The 16,313-nt window shown below is 73.4% G+C and carries 11 protein-coding genes; 7 read left to right on the top strand and 4 right to left on the bottom strand.

Features of this window, described 5'->3' with window-relative positions:
• Window positions 1–5: 5 nt before the first annotated feature.
• The 3 genes from AB0F52_RS00510 to AB0F52_RS00500 are packed head-to-tail and all read left to right on the top strand — an operon-like array spanning window position 6 to window position 3,126.
• Window positions 6–911, top strand: a complete 906-nt coding sequence (locus AB0F52_RS00510) for a sugar ABC transporter permease (protein ID WP_360163009.1) — start codon at window positions 6–8, stop codon at window positions 909–911.
• Window positions 908–1,732 carry a carbohydrate ABC transporter permease gene (locus AB0F52_RS00505; RefSeq protein WP_360163006.1) on the top strand — a complete coding sequence of 275 codons (825 nt, stop codon included), beginning with the start codon at window positions 908–910 and terminating at the stop codon, window positions 1,730–1,732. The genes AB0F52_RS00510 and AB0F52_RS00505 overlap by 4 nt, the downstream gene beginning before the upstream one ends.
• Complete coding sequence (locus tag AB0F52_RS00500; protein WP_360163003.1) at window positions 1,729–3,126, top strand: GH1 family beta-glucosidase; 1,398 nt, start codon at window positions 1,729–1,731, stop codon at window positions 3,124–3,126. The genes AB0F52_RS00505 and AB0F52_RS00500 overlap by 4 nt, the downstream gene beginning before the upstream one ends.
• Here the strand turns inward: AB0F52_RS00500 and AB0F52_RS00495 are convergent.
• Both AB0F52_RS00495 and AB0F52_RS00490 read right to left on the bottom strand, forming a co-directional pair.
• On the bottom strand, window positions 3,085–6,714 hold the full coding sequence (locus AB0F52_RS00495; protein ID WP_360163000.1) for a BTAD domain-containing putative transcriptional regulator: 3,630 nt from the start codon (window positions 6,712–6,714) through the stop codon (window positions 3,085–3,087). The genes AB0F52_RS00500 and AB0F52_RS00495 overlap by 42 nt on opposite strands.
• Before the next feature lie 304 nt (window positions 6,715–7,018).
• Window positions 7,019–10,276, bottom strand: a complete 3,258-nt coding sequence (locus tag AB0F52_RS00490; RefSeq protein WP_360162997.1) for a BTAD domain-containing putative transcriptional regulator — start codon at window positions 10,274–10,276, stop codon at window positions 7,019–7,021.
• Window positions 10,277–10,446: 170 nt separating this feature from the next.
• On the opposite strand from AB0F52_RS00490, the gene AB0F52_RS00485 reads away from it, so the two are divergent.
• The 4 genes from AB0F52_RS00485 to AB0F52_RS00470 are packed head-to-tail and all read left to right on the top strand — an operon-like array spanning window position 10,447 to window position 12,957.
• Window positions 10,447–10,692: a WXG100 family type VII secretion target gene (locus AB0F52_RS00485; RefSeq protein ID WP_360162994.1), complete on the top strand. Its 246-nt coding sequence runs from the start codon at window positions 10,447–10,449 to the stop codon at window positions 10,690–10,692.
• On the top strand, window positions 10,689–10,934 hold the full coding sequence (locus tag AB0F52_RS00480) for a hypothetical protein (RefSeq protein WP_360162991.1): 246 nt from the start codon (window positions 10,689–10,691) through the stop codon (window positions 10,932–10,934). The genes AB0F52_RS00485 and AB0F52_RS00480 overlap by 4 nt, the downstream gene beginning before the upstream one ends.
• Window positions 10,935–10,980: 46 nt before the next feature.
• A complete protein-coding gene (locus AB0F52_RS00475) occupies window positions 10,981–11,583 on the top strand; it encodes a response regulator transcription factor (RefSeq protein WP_103337000.1) in 603 nt (200 codons plus the stop codon).
• 48 nt (window positions 11,584–11,631) lie between these two features.
• Window positions 11,632–12,957: an amidase family protein gene (locus AB0F52_RS00470; protein ID WP_360162988.1), complete on the top strand. Its 1,326-nt coding sequence runs from the start codon at window positions 11,632–11,634 to the stop codon at window positions 12,955–12,957.
• A 57-nt stretch (window positions 12,958–13,014) separates the two neighbouring features.
• Here AB0F52_RS00470 and AB0F52_RS00465 read toward each other — a convergent pair whose 3' ends face one another.
• Window positions 13,015–14,184, bottom strand: coding sequence for a cell division protein DivIVA (locus AB0F52_RS00465; protein ID WP_360162985.1), 1,170 nt, complete (start codon window positions 14,182–14,184; stop codon window positions 13,015–13,017).
• Window positions 14,185–14,302: 118 nt separating this feature from the next.
• Window positions 14,303–16,297 carry an SDR family oxidoreductase gene (locus tag AB0F52_RS00460; protein WP_360162982.1) on the bottom strand — a complete coding sequence of 665 codons (1,995 nt, stop codon included), beginning with the start codon at window positions 16,295–16,297 and terminating at the stop codon, window positions 14,303–14,305.
• Window positions 16,298–16,313 lie beyond the last annotated feature (16 nt).

Below are 16,313 nucleotides of genomic sequence, written 5' to 3'. Positions count from 1 at the left end.
CGCTCGTGCAGCACCGGCTCGCCCGTTGGGACCGCAAGGTCACGCCGCTGCTGTTCGTCGCGCCCTTCTTCGCCCTGTTCGTCGTCTTCGGCGCCTTCCCGCTGCTGTACACGGCATGGGTTTCGCTGCACGACTGGAACCTGCTCGAAGGCGACCGGGGCACCTTCGGCGTCGCCAACTACGGCGACCTGCTCACCGATCCGCACTTCTACAACGCGCTCGCCAACACGGTCTCCATCTTCCTGCTGGCCGCGATCCCCGAGTTCCTGCTGGCCCTGGGCATCGCGGCGCTGCTCGACCGGCCGCTGCGGGCCGCGACCTGGTGGCGCACCGGGGTGCTGCTGCCGAACGTCGTGTCCGTCGTCGCCGTCGGGCTGGTGTTCGGGCAGCTGTTCAGCCGCGATTACGGCGTCGTCAACGAGGTCCTCGGCTGGTTCGGCGTCGCGCCGGTCAACTGGCGGGCGACGACCTGGTCGTCGCACCTCGCCGTGGCGAGCATGGTGCTCTGGCGCTGGACCGGCTACAACGCCCTGATCTACCTGGCCGCGATGCAGGCCGTCCCCGGCGACCTGTACGAAGCCGCCGAGCTCGACGGCGCCTCGCGGTGGCGGACGTTCTGGTCGATCACCGTGCCGGGCATCCGGCCCGCGCTGGCCTTCACCGCCATCGCCGGCACGGTCAACGGCCTGCAGCTGTTCGCCGAGCCGCAGCTGTTCGACGCCGGCGGCTCGGCCGGGACCGGCGGCAACGACCGCCAGTTCCAGACGCTGGTCATGTACCTGTACGAAAAGGGGTTCACGCACCTCGACGCGGGCTACGCGGCCGCGCTGACCTGGGTGATGTTCGTGATCTGCGCGGTGTTCGCGCTGGTCAACTACCGGCTGGTGCGCCGGTTCGTGAGGTCGGCGTGACCACGCGGCGCCGGCCGGGCGGCTGGGTGTACGCCGCGCTGACCGGGGTGCTCGGGGCGTCGGTGTTCCCGCTGTACTGGTCGTTCGTCGTGGCCACGCGGGACAACTCGGCGATCGGGGAGACGTCGCCGCTGCTGCTGCCGGGCGGGAACCTGGCCGGGAACGTGCGGCGCGTCTTCGGCACCGTGGATTTCTGGGCGGCCATCGGGAACTCGCTGATCGTCTCGGGCACCGTCATGGTGTCCAACGTCGTGCTGGCGAGCCTCGCCGGGTTCGCGTTCGCGCGGCTCGAGTTCCGCGGCCGCAACACGCTGTTCCTGCTGGTCGTCGGTTCGGCGATGGTGCCGGCGCAGCTCGGCGTCATCCCGCTGTACCTCGTCGTCGGCGATCTCGGCTGGTACGGGCGGCTCGAAGCGGTGATCGTGCCCGCGCTGATCAGCGCCTTCAGCGTGTTCTGGATGCGCCAGGCGTGCGAAAACGCGATCACCGCGGACCTCGTCGACGCCGCGACCGTCGACGGCTGCTCGATCCTGCGCACCTACTGGCACGTGGCCGTGCCCGCCCTGCGCGCGCCGGCCGCGGTGCTCGCGATGCTGACGTTCACGGCCACCTGGAACGACTACTTCTGGCCGCTGGTGGTCCTCGACCCCAACGAGACGCCGACCGTGCAGGTCGCGCTGTCGCAGCTGGCCAGCGGCTACTACACCGACTACGCGCTGATGCTCACCGGCGCGACCGTCGCCGTCGTGCCCGTCGTCGCGTTGTTCCTGCTGCTGGGCCGCCACATCGTGCGCGGCATCCTGAAAGGGGCACCGGTATGACCTTCCCGGCGGGTTTCCTGTGGGGCGCGGCAACCGCGTCCTACCAGGTCGAGGGCGCCGTCACCGAGGGCGGCCGCGGACCGTCCATCTGGGACACGTTCGCGGCGGCCGAAGGCAAGGTGCTCGGCGGCGCGACCGGCGCCGTCGCGTGCGACCACTACCACCGCTTCCCCGAGGACATCGGCCTGCTGGCCGACCTGGGGCTGAACGCCTACCGGTTCTCGGTCGCGTGGCCGCGGGTGATGCCGGACGGCCGGACCACGTCGGCGGCCGGGCTCGCCTTCTACGACCGGCTGGTCGACGAGCTGCTGCGCCGTGACGTCGTGCCGGTGCTGACGCTCTACCACTGGGACCTGCCGCAGGCGCTCGAAGACGCGGGCGGCTGGCCGGAGCGTGACACGGCTTCGCGGTTCGCCGACTACGCCGCGGTCGTGCACACCGCGCTCGGCGACCGGGTGAACCAGTGGACGACGGTCAACGAGCCGTTTTGCGCGGCCTTCCTCGGCTACGGCAGCGGCGTGCACGCGCCCGGCGTCCAGGACTACGACACGGCGCTGGTCGCGGCCCACCACCTGCTGCTCGGACACGGCCTGGCGACGCGCGCACTGACCGCGCAGGCCCGGCCGGGCCACGAGTTCTCGCTGGCGCTGAACTTCGCCCCGGCGATCCCGGACGGTTCCTCGCCGGCGCACGCCGAAGCGGCGCGGAAGTTCGACGGCATCCACAACCGGTTCTTCCTCGACCCGGTGCTGGGCCGGGGCTACCCGGAGGACGTCCTGGCCGACGTCGAGCACCACGGTGGCCGCTTCGCCGCGGCGGTCCGCGACGGCGACACCGACGTCATCGCCGCCCCGATCGACTGGCTGGGCGTGAACTACTACGCCCCGGCGCGCGTCACCCCGCTCGAAGACCCGCAGGCGCCGAGCAACTGCCCGTTGCCCGCGTTGCGCGGCTTGGACGTGCTGCCCGCACCGCCGCCGCTGACGGCGTTCGGCTGGGAACAGGCGCCGGCCAGCCTGACCGGCCTGCTGCGCTGGATCGACACGCGGTCCGGCGGGCTCCCGCTGGTGGTGGCCGAGAACGGCGCGTCCTTTGTGGACCGGGTGGTCGACGGCCGGGTGTTCGACGCGGCGCGGGTCAACTACTTCATGGAGCACCTCGGCGCGGTCCACGACGCCCTCCGCGCCGACGTCGACGTCCGCGGCTACTTCGCCTGGTCGCTGCTGGACAACTTCGAGTGGGGAATGGGCTACACGCAACGGTTCGGCCTGGTGCACGTCGACTTCGAAACGCAGCGGCGGACGGTCAAGGAATCGGGCCGCTTCCTCGGCCGGGTCGCGAAGGCCAACGGGCTAGGAACGCCGGCGGAAGGCGTCGGCGACCCCCGAGCGTGACGGCGTCTCCAGCTTGCCCAGCAGCCGCGCCACGTGCGCCTGGACCGTCCGGCGCGGCAGGGACAGCTCGGCCGCGATGTCCGGGTTGGACCGGCCCTCGGCGACCAGGCCGGCGATGCGGACCTCGATCGGCGTCAGCGACTCCCAGCCGTGACCCGGCCGGATCGGGGAGAACAGCGCACCCCGGCGGACGCCGAGGCGGCGCAGCCGGGTTTCCGCGCGCCGCAAGTCCCAGCGCGCCGCCAGCGCCGTGTACAGCTCGGCCGCCTCTTCGAACGCCGCGTGCGCCGCGTCCAGCCGGCCCGCGCGGGCCAGCAGCACGGCCGCGTCTTCGAGCGCCGAGGCCAGCTCGGGGCGGCGGCCGACCGCGCGGAAGTGCTCGGCCGTGGCCAGCACCGGGGCCGGGTCCTCGTCGATCAGCCCGCGGCACCACGACGCCGCCGCGTGCGCCCGCGCCGGACGTCGCTCCTTCGCCGCTTCCTCTTCGCACACCGCCAACGCCCGGCGGGCGCGGCCGACGTCGTCCTGCTCCATCGCCAGCCGCACGAACGCCGGCAGCCATTGGTGCCGCAGCATCATCGCCGCGTACGTCGGGTTCAGGATCGGCTCGAGGACGGTCAGCGCGCGGACCCGGTCGCCGCGCTGCTCGGCGGCCAGTGCGTCGGCGACCAGCAGGAAGTCGAAGCTCTCGCGCTCGGCACCGGTCGCCGGGGCGTACTCCTCCGCCGCGTCGAGGTGGGCCGCCGCCTGGGCCCGGTCGTCGCGGCGGCCCGCGATCAGCGCCGCGACGCCGTGCAGCAGCAGCGCCGCCGGGCCCGGCTCGCGCAGGCCGTAGAACGTGATCGCCGGGCCGTCCTCGATGACCGTGTCCAGCTCGACCAGGGCCTCGTCCCAGCGGCCTTCCCAGTACCGGTGCACCGCGGCGGACACCTGCAGCCCGACCGGCAGCGCGTGCCGCGCGGCGACTTCGCCCGCCGCACGCAGGGCGTCGCCCGCTTCGGCCAGGCGGTCGAGGTTCTGCAGCGTGAACACGCGGTTGTCGAGCAGGTCGAGGTGCAGGTCGGCCAGTTCGTGCTCGTCGCCGACGGCCTCGATGGCCGCGTCGATGTGGGCGAGCGCGCGGTCGTGCTCGCGGCGCACCGAATCGACCAGCCACAACGACTGCAGCGCGTGCGCGGTCAGGTAAGGGTCGCCGCCGGCGAGCGCTTTCGTTTCGTGCGCCGTCTGCTCCGCGGTGTCCAAATCGGACAGGCTGCCGCGCCGGAAGTTGGCCAGCAGCTGCCGGTGCTTGACCCGCCAGAGTTCCGGCACGGCCGGGTCGTCGACCCACGCGGCGAGCGTCGCGACGGCGCCTTCGGTGTCCCCGCGGCGGTGCCGCAGCGCCGCGAGCACGTGCCGCATCTCCTCGACGGCGTCCGGTTCGGTGGCGACGTCGAGGGCTTGCCGCGTCAGGGTTTCCGGGTTGCGTTCCAGCCGGAACAGCACCTTGACCAGGGCGACCAGCAGCGTCTCGCGGCGCGGATCGGCGGCGGAGCACGCGGCCAGCGCGCGTTCCAGCAGCTCGACGGCGATCAGCGGCGCCCGGGTCGAGACGACCGCGTGGTGCGCGGCGAGCCAGTCCAGCACCCATTCGTCCACTGTGGCCGGTGCCGCCACCAGCTGCTCGGCGACGCGCTTCACCGGCGCGCCGATGCCGGCGAGTGCCTCGGCGGCCTGCCGGTGCAGCGCCGCCCGCGTCCCGGCCAGCAGCCGGTCGTACAGCGCCTGGCGCAGCAAGGGGTGCCGGAACGCCAGCTGCGTCCCGGTGTCGATCAGGACGTTCGCCGCCACGGCTTCTTCCAGGGGCGCCAGCAGGTCGGACGGCCGGGTGCCGAGCACCGCGGCGACGTCGCCGACGGCGAACTCCATGCCCAGCAACGCACCCCAGCGCAGGACTTCCTGCGTTCGCGCGGTCAGGAAGTCCAGCCGCCGGTCGACCGCGGCGACCACCGAACGCGGTGCTTCGAACTCCGCCGGGTCGTCGACATCGGCCTGGCCGTCGCTCACCGCGACCGCGCCCGCCCGGCGCAGGACGTCGACCATTTCCTTGACGTACAACGGGTTTCCGGCACCTCGGGCGGCCAGCTCGCGCAGTCCCGGCCCGGGCGGCGCCCCGAGCTGGTCCTCGATCAGCCGGCCGACGTCTTCGCCGGTCAGCGGCCCGAGGTCGAGGACGACCCCGTCCCGGGCCTGGACGCCGCGCCGCAGCTGGGCCAGTTCGGCGCGGTCCGGCGCCGGGCGAGTGGCGGCCACCAGCAGCAGCGGCAGCTGCCGGGTCGCGGCGCAGAGCCGGTGCCAGACCAGCACGGAAGCTTCGTCGGCCCACTGCAGGTCGTCGAGCACCAGTACCTGCGGCGACTGCGCGCAGAGCTCGTCGACCAGCGCCAGCAGCCGGTCGACGGCGCCGAGCACCGGGTCGGCCGGCCCCCAGCTGCGCCGCGCCGGGCCTTCGCCCGCGAGTTCTTTCGCCACCCGCGCGCGCCGCGGGTCCGGCGAATGCGCGTCGATCGCCAGGCATTCCAGCACAACCTGCAGCGGGAACCGGGTGCTCAGCTCGTCGGCGGCCGCCCAGAGCCGCTGGAAGCCGGGGCCGTCCGGCAGCGAGGTGGTGAGCAGCGCGGACTTGCCGATCCCGGCGTCCCCTTCGATCCAGACGGCCCGGCCGCGCCCGGCCCGGACATCGGCGACGAGCTCGGCGAGCCGCGCGGTCTCGGTTTCCCGGCCGAACAGCCGGTGCCCGCTGACCACGACCGGCGCCGCGGGCGCGTCGAGGGCGGCGTCCTGGGCGAGGATCTGCCGCTGGAGCCGCTGCAAAGCGGGCCCGGGTTCGACGCCGAGTTCCGCGACGAGCGTGGCGCGGGCGTCGCGGAAGACGTCGAGGGCATCGGCGGGCCGTCCGCTGCGGTAGAGGGCGAGCATGAGCGATTCCCGCAGCGACTCCCGCAGGGGGTGCTCGCCGGCCAGCACCGCCAGCTCCGGCGCGAGGTCGAGGTGCCCACCGAGGGCGAGCACGGCTTCGGCACGCCGCTCGAGCGTGTTCAGCCGGAGTTCGGCGAGGTACTCGCGGTGCCGCTCGGCGAACCCGCCGGGGACGCCGGAAAGGGCCTCGCCCTGCCAGAGCGCGAGAGCGTCGTCCAGTTCGGTGACCGCGGCCCGCGGGTCACCCCGCTCGAGGTGCCGCTGCGCGCGTTCGCGGTGCCGTTCGAACAGGGCCGCGTCGAGCGCGTCTTCGCCGAGGAGCAGGGAGTACCCGGCGGGATCGGAGACGAGGACGCTGGCCGCCGACCAGCGCGACCGGTCCGGTTCGAGGGCACGCCGGAGCCCGGAAACGTAGGTGTGGACGCTGCCTTCGACGCTCGCGGGCGCGGAGTCGCCCCAGACGCCGGCGATCAGTTCGGCCCGCGGAACCGGCCGGCCGGAATTGACCGCGAGCACCGCGAAGATGGCACGTTGACGAGCGGGGCCGAGGCCGATTTCGGCCGCCCCGCGCCAGGCCCGCAGCGGGCCGAGCACGCCCACCCGCAGGCCGGGGTCCGCATCCCCTGGCATGTCGCTGCCGTCCCCTCTGGGGCGTGCGCCCCAGACCCCTTCCCCCAGGGACATCTCGGTACCGGCTACTCCGGTGACCTTACCGACGTGGCAACCCCACCCGAGGTTGCGCGCACTCGCGTGATCAGAGAGCCCACTCGCGTGATCAGAGGGTCGACACCCGTGATCAGAGGGTCGACACGGCCAGATCGGAAGGCCAACCGTGTCGACCCTTCAATCACGCGAGTTGACCTCTCAATCACGCGAGTCGACCCTTCAATCACGCGTGTCGGCTCCTCCAGCACAGCGGCAGCCGGTGCGGAAGTCACTTCCCGGCGGCGGCTCGCGGCCTCACCGCGGGTGCCCGCCGGATGCCGAACGGACCCATCCGGGCCTCCGCGCGCCGCACGTCCCACACCGCGCCCATCTCCGTGTACGCCGTCAACGCGGCCCGGAACGCCGTCCGTGCCTCCGCCAGCTCGCCCGACTCCGCCAGCAGGATCGCCGCGTCCTCGGTGGCCTTCGCGTGCTTGAGGAGCCGGCCGGCCACCCGGTAGTGCCCGGCCGCCGTCAGGACCGGCCCGGGATCGCCGGCCGCCAGGCCACGGCAGTGCGCGGCCGCCGCCGCGTGGGCCGGGGGGACCTCTCCCTCGGGCTCGAGCAGGCGCAACGCCTCCTGCACCCGCTGCCGGTCGCCGAGGGACAAGGCGAGCCGCACCAGGTCGGGGAGCCACTGGTAGCGGGCCGCCGGTGGGTGGTTGTCCTCCAGCAGGGGCAGCAACGCCGTCAGGGCCGCCTCCGGCCTGCCCTCCTGCTCCGCCAACAGGGCCCGCGCCGCGAGCAGGAAGTCTCCGCCGTCCGGCTCCAGGCCCGGTGGCCACTGCCGGCGGTCGGCCGCGTCCAGGTGCGTCCTCGCCTGTCCCGGTTCGCCTCGGTGCCCGGCGATCAGCGCGCCGACGCCGTGCACCAGCAGGGCCGAGCCCGGGCTGCGCAGGACGTAGGACGCCGTCTCGGCGCCGTCGCGGATCACCGCGTCCAGCTCGGCCAGCGCCGCCGGCCAGCGGCCCAGCCAGTAGTAGTGCACCGCGCCGGCCAGGTGCATCTCGCCCGGCACCGCGCGGGTCGCGGCGATCCGGCGGGCGGCGTCGAGCGGCTCGGCGGCGTCGTCGAGGCTGTCGAGGTTCGGCACGGTCAGGGCCGCGTCGTCCAGCGGGTGCAGCCCGGCCGGTGCCAGCGCCGTCTCGTCGCCGAGCTTCTCCAGCGTCGCCAGCAGTACCTCGTGCCGGCCGCGCCACATCTCCGGGACGTCGGTGTCGTCGAGGGTCCGCTTCAGCTCGGCGGTCGCCTCGGCGAAGTCGCCGCGGCGGTAGTAGACGTAGGCCAGGATCCAGCGCATCTCGGCCGCGCGCCTGCTGTCGGACGTCCGCGCGACGACCGAGCGCGCCTCGGCTTCGGGCTCCCGGCCGAGCCAGAACAGCAGCCGGGCCAGCGTCGCGGTCAGCGTCTCCCGCGCGTCCGGCGGCAGCGTGCCCTGGGTGACGGCGTGGCGCAACAGGTCGACCGCGACCCGCGGGGTCTCGGTGGCGACCGTTCCGATGTGCTCCAGCAGCCACCCGGTGACCCACGGGTCCACCTGTGCGGGCGCGGCGGCGAGCTGCTCGGCGACGCGTTCGGCGGACGCGCCCGCGGCGGCGAAGGCCTCGGCCAGCTGCCGGTGCAGCGCGACCCGCATCGCGGCGGGCGTCTTTTCGTAGAGCACCCGGCGCACCAGCGGGTGCCGGAACGCCAGCCGGTCGCCCGATTCGACGAGCACCCCGGACGTGATCGCCTCGTCGACCGCGCCGACCAGCGCCGTCGGCGGCCGCTCGGTGGCGACGGCGATGTCCGCCAGCGAGAACTCGGGCCCCAGCAGCGCGGCCCAGCGCAGGGTGTCGCGGGTCCCGCTGGAGAGGAAGTTCAGGTACAGCGTGATCCGCGAGCCCAGCGGCGGCGGGATCGTCTGGCGCGCATTGCCGTCCAGGTGCGCGTGGACGCCGTCGAGCACGATCATCGACTGGGCGAGCAGCGTCTCGACGATTTCCCGGACGTAGCGCGGGTTCCCGGCCGCGTAGGAGACGAGCAGCTGCAGCCCGGGCCCGGGTGGCGCGCCGGCCAGCTCGGTGGCCAGCTCGCGGGTGTCGTCCTCGGCCAGCGGCGGCAGGACCAGGACGGTGATGTCATCGTTGTCAAGCTCGGCCCGCAGGTCGTCGAGCGCGGCCGGTCGTGGCACCGGGCGGCAGGCGCCGACGAGCAGCAGCGGCAGCTGCCGCGTCTCCCGGCTCAGGTAGCGCCAGACGCGCAGCGTGGTGTCGTCGGCCCACTGCAGGTCGTCGACCACGAGCACGAGCGGAGCCTCCGCGCACAGCTCGCGGACCAGCCCGAGCACGTCGTCGACGGGATCCTCGCCGGACTGCCCGGTGAGCCGCGCGGCCAGCGCGGCCCGGCGCTCGTCGGTGGCGCGCGGGTGCACGCCCAGCGCGTCGAGCAGCGGCCGCAGGGAGAACCGCTGGTCCAGCGCGTCCGCGGCGGCAAAGGCCGGATGAAAATCGCGCGCCGCGGCGAGGAGTTCGGCGAGCAGTGCGGTCCGGCCGCTGCCCGGCTCGCCTTCCAGCCACACCGAGCGCCCCACCCCGGCACCGAGCCCGACGACGGCTTCGTGCAGCCGGTCGAGTTCGGCCGTCCGGCCGGCGAAGATCTCCGCCCGCTCCGGCAGCGCCGCGGCCGGTACCCGCGCCGGTCGCGACGGCGGGGGTTTCGGTGGCGGTGCCGCGGCGGGTTTCTCCAGCAGTTCGTCGTGCAGCCGCCGCAGGGCCGGCCCGGGTTCGGTGCCCGACGACTCGACCAGCCGGTCGCGGACGTCGGCGTAGACCGCGATCGCCTCGGTCCGCCGTCCGGCCCGGACCAGGGCCCGCATGAGCAATCCGCGCAACGTCTCGCGGAACGGGTGTTCACGGGTCAGCGCGGTCAGCTCGGCGACGAGTTCGGTGTGCCCACCCGATTCCAGCACGACCTCGGCGCGCCGCTCGGTGGTCGTGAGCCGGACCTCGGTGAGCCGGGCGCGCTGGGCGGCGGCGAACGGTCCGGGCAGGCCGGACAGCGGAACGCCCTGCCAGAGCTCCAAAGCTTCGTCGAAGGCCGCGCGGGCACCGCGGAGATCGCCCGCCGCGTGCTTGCGTTGCGCCTGCTCGCGCAGGGCTTCGAACCGGTGGACGTCGATCGCTTCGGCGTCGAGGCGCAGCGAGTAGCCGGAACCGATCGACGCGAGCAGCTGCGGGCCCTCGCCCTTGACCCGGCCGGGCTCGAGCGCGCGCCGCAGCCCGGAGACGTAGGTGTAGATGGAGCCTTGCGCGCTCTGCGGCGGCGCCTCGCCCCAGACGGCGTCGATCAGCTCCTCGCGCGAAACCGTGCGGTTCGGGTGCATCGCCAGTGCGGCGAGGACCGTACGGCGGTGCGCGGAGCCGAGGTCGAGCTCCGTGTCGCCCTGCCAGGCTTTCAGCGGGCCCAGCAATTGGAGTCTCGGTGCGGAGCCGTCCGCGGCCGACATCGGTCTCCCTTCGTGCGCGACGAATCGTCACGCGCCGGATGCCTGCCGTGAGCATACGCGGACGCCGTGAACCGGCAGGCAAGGATGGCGGACATTCGGGCAACGGCACCCGGCTGGGGTTCCGCGCCGCCACCGCGTGCGCCACGCTCGGGGAGCCGGAGAGGAGCGCGATGCCGACCGAAGACATGCAGCGGGCCGCCGCCAGCTTCGCCTCCGCCCTCGAAGGCGCCCGTTCCCGCCTTCGCGACGTCAACAGCGAGATGGCGATGGTGCAGGCCTCGTGGCGCGGTGAGGCATCGGTCCGGTTCGGCCAGGCGATGAACGACTGGGAGCAGGAGTTCGACGTGATCCTTTCGCGGCTGGCGGAGCTGCTGGAGACGACCGGCGGCCCGATGCCGCGGCCGCGCCTGCCGTGACCCGGCTCGACTTCCGGTTCGCCGATCTGGTGCTGGACCGGATGGGGGCGATCACCGGCGAGCTCGGCGAGCTGCTGGCCGATCTGGAGTCCCGGGTCGAGCCGGAGCTGGCGGGCTGGCCCCCGGAGGCGCGGGAGGAGTACTGGCGCGCCCAGCGCGACTGGGCCCGCGCGGCCGGCCGGATGCCCGGGTGCCTGGAGCGGGCGCGGGCGGCGTTCGGGGAGCTGTCTTCACGGGCGTGAAGACGGAATAGGGAAGGCGTGAAGACACGCCGTCCACACTGCGCCCATGAAGCCCGTCGAAGTGAGCGTCCTCGCCTCGGACCCGATCACGCACGCCGGCGCGGTGAGCCTGCTGGACAACCATCCCGACGTCCGGCTGACCGACCTGGTGCCGGACGTGCTGCTGGTGATGGAGGACCACGTCACCGAGGCCGTCCTGGGCGAGATCCGGGCGGCCAAGGCGTCCCACGTCGTGCTGGTCGTCGAGCACTTCCGCGAAAGCGACCTGATGGCGGCGCTGGAGTGCGGCGTGGTGGCGATCCTGCCGCGCCGCGAGACCGGCGGCGCCGAGCTGCTGACGGCGGTGCTCGCCGCGGGCGACGGCACGGCCCACCTGCCGCCGCGGTTGCAGGGCGCGCTGCTCGCGCAGGTGCAGCGGATGCGCAAGGACGTCCTGGAGCCGAACGGGCTCACGCTCTCGGGGCTGGCCGCCCGCGAGTGCGACGTGCTGCGGCTGGTCGCCGAGGGGTTCGGCACCGAGGAGATCGCGGCGAAGCTGTGCTACTCGGAGCGGACGGTGAAGAACGTCCTTTACGGCCTGATGACGCGCTGCGGGCTGAACAACCGCGCCCACGCCGTCGCCTACGCTCTGCGAGCCGGCGCAATCTGAGACGTTTTCTTTGCCACTGTCACCTTTTCGTGGGCTAGGGTCCCGATCATGGCGCTCACGGCAGTGGAAATCGCGGCCTCGGTCCGGGCCGGGAAGCTCGATCCGGTGCGGGTCGCCGAGGAGGCCCTGGACCGCATCGCCGCGGCGGACGGCGTCATCGGCGCCTTCCGCCGGGTGCGCGCCGAGGAGGCGGTGAAGGAAGCCGCGGAGGTCGCCGCGCGGCCCGATCTCGCGTCGCTGCCGCTGGCCGGGGTGCCGGTCGCCGTCAAGGACGTCACGGAGCTGGCCGGCGAGTACGCGTCGCACGGTTCGCTGGCGGGATCGTCCGCGCGGGCCGCCGCCGACGGCGTGATCGTGACGCGGTTGCGCGCGGCGGGCGCGGTGGTCGTGGGGCTGACGCGGGTGCCGGAGCTGTGCATCTGGCCGATGAGCGACACCCCGGACGGCATCGCCCGCAACCCCTGGGACCCGACGTACGCGGCGGGCGGCTCGTCGGGCGGCAGCGCGGCGGCGGTGGCGGCCGGCCTGGTCCCGCTGGCCCACGGTACGGACGGCATGGGCTCGGTCCGCCTGCCGGCGGCGATGTGCGGCCTGGTGGGGTTGAAGCCGGGCGCGGACCTGCTGGCCGAGGGTGGCTGGTTCGGCATGTCGGTGCACGGCCCCCTGGCCACGACGGTCGCCGACACGGCCCTGCTGGTTTCGGTGCTGGCTTCCGCTCCGGAGCTGGCTTCGGTGGCTTCGCCGTCTCCGGTCCGCATCGGCCTGTCGACGACGGTGCCGCTGCTGCACACTCCGGTCCCGAAGGAGCTGGTGGCGGCGGTCTCCACGGCCGCGGGCCACCTGGCGGCGGCCGGTCACGCGATCGCCCCGGCGGCCCCGCGGTACCCGGCGACGATGGTCCTGGGTATGACGGCCCGCTGGCTCGCGGGTCCGGCCGCCCAGGCGCGCGCCTTCGACGTATCGCGGTTGCAGCGCCGGACGCGGGCCCACATCCGCGCGGGACGGCTGGCCGAGCGGGCGGGCCTGATCCGGGAAAGCACGCGTGACCGGTGGGTTTCCCGGGCGGAGGAGTTCTTCGCGGCGCACGAGGTGCTGCTGACGCCGACGCTGTCGCACTGGCCGGTGAAGGCGGGCCGCTGGCACGAGAAGGGGTGGCCGGCGAACGTCCTGCCGTCGACGCGGCTGGCGGGCTTCACGGGCCAGTGGAACTTCGCGGGCTACCCGGCGATCACGGTCCCGGCGGGCCGGTCGGTGGTGTCGGGGCTGCCGACTTCGGTGCAGCTGGTGGCGCGGCCGGGAGGGGAGTCGCTGCTGCTGGGCTTGGCGGCCCAGCTGGAAGCGGCGAACCCCTGGCCCCGGACCGCGCGCAACTGAAAAGCCGCATCCGAAGACCTTTGATCTCCGAATGCGGCCATCACGACCTGGGAAAGCTCAGTTGCCCGGCTTGCTGCCCGTCGGCGACAGTGGCTTCGCGCCATTGCCGTTCGCGCCGTTGCCGTTCGCCGGCTTGGTCGCCGGGCCGTTCGAGTTCGCCGGCTTGGCCGTCTGAGGCGCCGGCTTCGGGGCCGCGGCCGGCTTCGGGGCCGGCTTCGGCGCCGCCGACTTCGGGATGGCCGGCTGCACCACCGGAACGACCGGTGCCGCCGGCGTGGTCGCCGACTCCGAGTCGCCGCCGACCAGCCGGGAAGCCTGCGGGATCACGGCCTCCTCCGGCAGCGTCGCCAGCTGCGTCTCGCTCCGGTTGAGGATGTCCTCCGCCATCGCCAGGCTCTTACGCGCCTGCTCGCGGATCTCCGCCAGCCGCTCGACCTTCCGGTTCGCCACCGTCGTCCGCTGGGCCGCCTGCGTGGTCGCCTCGTCCAGCCGCCGCTTGGCCTCGGCGGTCGCCTCGTCGAGCCGGCGCTTCGCCTCCGCCGTCGCCTCCGCGAGCCGGCGCTCCGCCTGGTTCTTGCTCGCCGTGCGCTGGTCGGCGACGTGCTTCTCCAGCGCCGCCTTCTGGGCCGCCTGGGACGCCTCGAACTCGCGCTCGAGCTTCCGGCGCTTCCGCTCGGCCTCGTTGTCCAGCAGCTCGCGCCGCTGGGCCGCCTCGACCGTCAGCCGCTGGACCTCGGCGCGCGTCTCCGCCAGCGCGCTTTCGTGCTCCGTGTGCAGCAGGTCGGCCTGCTTGTCCAGTTCCTCGACCAGCCTCGTGTACCGCTCACGCAGCTTCGTCGACGCCTCCGTCGAGGAGGCCCACGTCTTCTCCGCGGCCACCTCGGCGCGCTTGATGATCTCGTCGGCGCGGGCCTGCGCCAGCGTCACCGTGCGCTGCATCCGCTCGTCGAGGTCCTCGAGCCGCTCCGGCGGCTTCTTCAGCTCCTCGACGCGGGCTTCCAGCACCGCGACCTGCTGCCGGACGGACTCGATCTCGCGGGTCGCGGCGGCGGCCTGCGCGGCCGCGGCGTCGCGTTCGCTGAGCACCCGGCGCAGCTGGGCCTCGATGTGGTCGAGGTACTGCCGGACCTCGTTGCGGTCGAAGCCGTGCCAGGCCTGGGTGTACTCACGACGAAGGGGGAGGAGGCCGTTGAGGGCGGTTGCGGCGGGGTCGCGCTCAGGAACCATGGGCCCGACCGTACCCGGGCACCCGCCGCCTCCGCCTTCCGGCTTGACGAATCACCAACACGTGTCGCCGTGTCGCCGGAACGGCCTCACCCCGGAAACGCAGTGTCACCAGTGGAAGTCACCAGTGGAAGCCGCGCGAAAGCCGGGCCAGCGCCATCGCCGCGCGCGAGAGGTGTTTCTCGCCACGTCCGATCTTGAGTTCGCCCGAACCGCCCGCGGCGGTCGAATCCGGGAAGATCCGGAAACCCTGGTACGCGATCGCGTCGGTGAGTCCCGGCGTGAGCGTGTAGGCCAGCCCGATCGCCTGCCCGGCCGGGGTGCCGATGTGCTTCGGCCGCTCGACGAGCGCCGTCATCACCATGTTCGCGGCCTGCTCCGGCGACTTCGTCGGGAACGCGTCGTAGATCTTCGTCGGGCGGATCATCGGCGTGCGCACCAGCGGCATGTGGATGGTGGTGAACGTGATCCCGTCGCCGTGGGTCTCGGTCGCCGCGATCCGCGAGAAGTAGTCCAGCGCCGCCTTCGACGCCGCGTACGCCGAGAAGCGCGGCGCGATGCCCTGCACGCCGATCGACGACACGTTCACGATGTGCCCGAACTTCCGCTCCGACATGTGCGGCAGCACCGCGAGGATCAGCCGGACCGCGCCGAAGTAGTTGATGGCCATCGCGCGCTCGTAGTCGTGCATCCGGTCGTAGGACAGCTTGATCGACCGGCGGATCGACCGGCCGGCGTTGTTCACCAGCATGTCGATCCGGCCGTGCTCGGCCAGCATCGCGTCGACGGCCTTGCGCACCGAGTCCTCGTCGGTCAGGTCGGCCGGGTACACCGACGCCGTGCCGCCGGCGGCGACGATCTCGTCGCGGACCTCTTCCAGCTCGTGCTGGCGGCGCGCGACGAGCAGCGGGACGCCGCCCGCCGCCGCGACCTTCAACGCGGTCGCGCGCCCGATGCCCGAGGACGCGCCGGTGATGATCACGCGGCGGCCGTCGAGCTCGCCGCGCGGGCCGTGCTTGCGCGCGCGGAAGGGGTCGAGGTGCTCGCGCCAGTAGCGCCACAGCGTCGGCGCGTACTCCTCCAGCCGCGGGACCTCCACGGTGCCGGCCAGCGCCTTGCGCGTCTCGGCCGAGGAGAACACCGACGGGAACGCCATCGTGTCCAGCAGCACCGGCGGGATGCCGAACCGCTCCATGACGGCGTCGCGCGCGATGGTGACGCCGGGGATGTGCTCGGTCAGCTTGACCAGCCCGACGATCCGCTTCGAGAGGCCTTCGCCCAGCTGCACGGTGATCGTCGGCGCGCCCGCGGCCCGCGCGAAGGCGTTGTACACCGACACGACCGGCTGCGGCTCGGGATTGACCAGGTGGAAGGCGTGGCCGTCGAGACCGGGCTTGACCACCAGCTCCAGCAGCGCCTTGGCGACGTAGTCGACCGGCACGATGTTGGTGTCGCCCAGGTCGGGGCCGACGAGCGGCAGCACGTCGGGCAGCCCGGCGAGCCGGTTGATCGCGGGGAAGAGGTAGTACGGGCCGTCGATCTTGTCCATCTCGCCGGTCTCGGAGTGCCCGACGACGACGGCGGGCCGGTACACCCGCCACGGCACCTCGTCCTGTTCGCGGACGATCTTCTCGGCTTCGAACTTGGTCCGGTGGTACGGCGTGACCAGCCGCTGCCCGGCGTCGAACATCTCCTCGGTGAACACGCCTTCGTGGTCGCCCGCGACGGCGACCGACGACACGTGGTGCAGGCAGCCCGCGCGCAGGTCCGCGGCGAGGTCGACGACGGCCCGCGTGCCGTCCACATTGGCCTTGATGCTGGCTTCGTCGTCGGCGGTGAGGTCGTAGAGCGCGGCGAGGTGGACGATGTGGTCGACGCTCCCGCGCAGCTCCTCGCGGTCGGTCCCGGACACGCCCAGCAGCGGCTCGCCGAGGTCGCCGGTGATCAGCGTGACGCGGTCGGAGTGCGGCCACTGGTCGACCAGCGCGGCCAGTTTGGCCCGCGAGGACGCGCGCACGACGAGCGCGACGCGGTCGTCGTCGGGGCGGGAGAGCAGCAGCCGGGTGAAGTGACGCCCGATCAGTCCGGTCGCGCCGGTCACCAAGAACGTCGCCATTGTCTTCACACCTCTC

Source organism: Amycolatopsis sp. NPDC024027, assembly GCF_040638975.1.
Classification (GTDB): domain Bacteria; phylum Actinomycetota; class Actinomycetes; order Mycobacteriales; family Pseudonocardiaceae; genus Amycolatopsis.
Note: the sequence above shows the minus strand (reverse complement) of the source record. Positions and strands in the feature narration are given on the sequence as shown.

Excerpts from the sequence above, each read along its gene's own strand:
- AB0F52_RS00500 (WP_360163003.1), top strand. The coding sequence starts at position 1,729 with ATGACCTTCCCGGCGGGTTTCCTGTGGGGCGCGGCAACCGCGTCCTAC.
- AB0F52_RS00495 (WP_360163000.1), bottom strand. The coding sequence starts at position 6,714 with ATGCCAGGGGATGCGGACCCCGGCCTGCGGGTGGGCGTGCTCGGCCCG.
- AB0F52_RS00490 (WP_360162997.1), bottom strand. The coding sequence starts at position 10,276 with ATGTCGGCCGCGGACGGCTCCGCACCGAGACTCCAATTGCTGGGCCCG.
- AB0F52_RS00485 (WP_360162994.1), top strand. The coding sequence starts at position 10,447 with ATGCCGACCGAAGACATGCAGCGGGCCGCCGCCAGCTTCGCCTCCGCC.
- AB0F52_RS00475 (WP_103337000.1), top strand. The coding sequence starts at position 10,981 with ATGAAGCCCGTCGAAGTGAGCGTCCTCGCCTCGGACCCGATCACGCAC.
- AB0F52_RS00470 (WP_360162988.1), top strand. The coding sequence starts at position 11,632 with ATGGCGCTCACGGCAGTGGAAATCGCGGCCTCGGTCCGGGCCGGGAAG.
- AB0F52_RS00465 (WP_360162985.1), bottom strand. The coding sequence starts at position 14,184 with ATGGTTCCTGAGCGCGACCCCGCCGCAACCGCCCTCAACGGCCTCCTC.
- AB0F52_RS00460 (WP_360162982.1), bottom strand. The coding sequence starts at position 16,297 with ATGGCGACGTTCTTGGTGACCGGCGCGACCGGACTGATCGGGCGTCAC.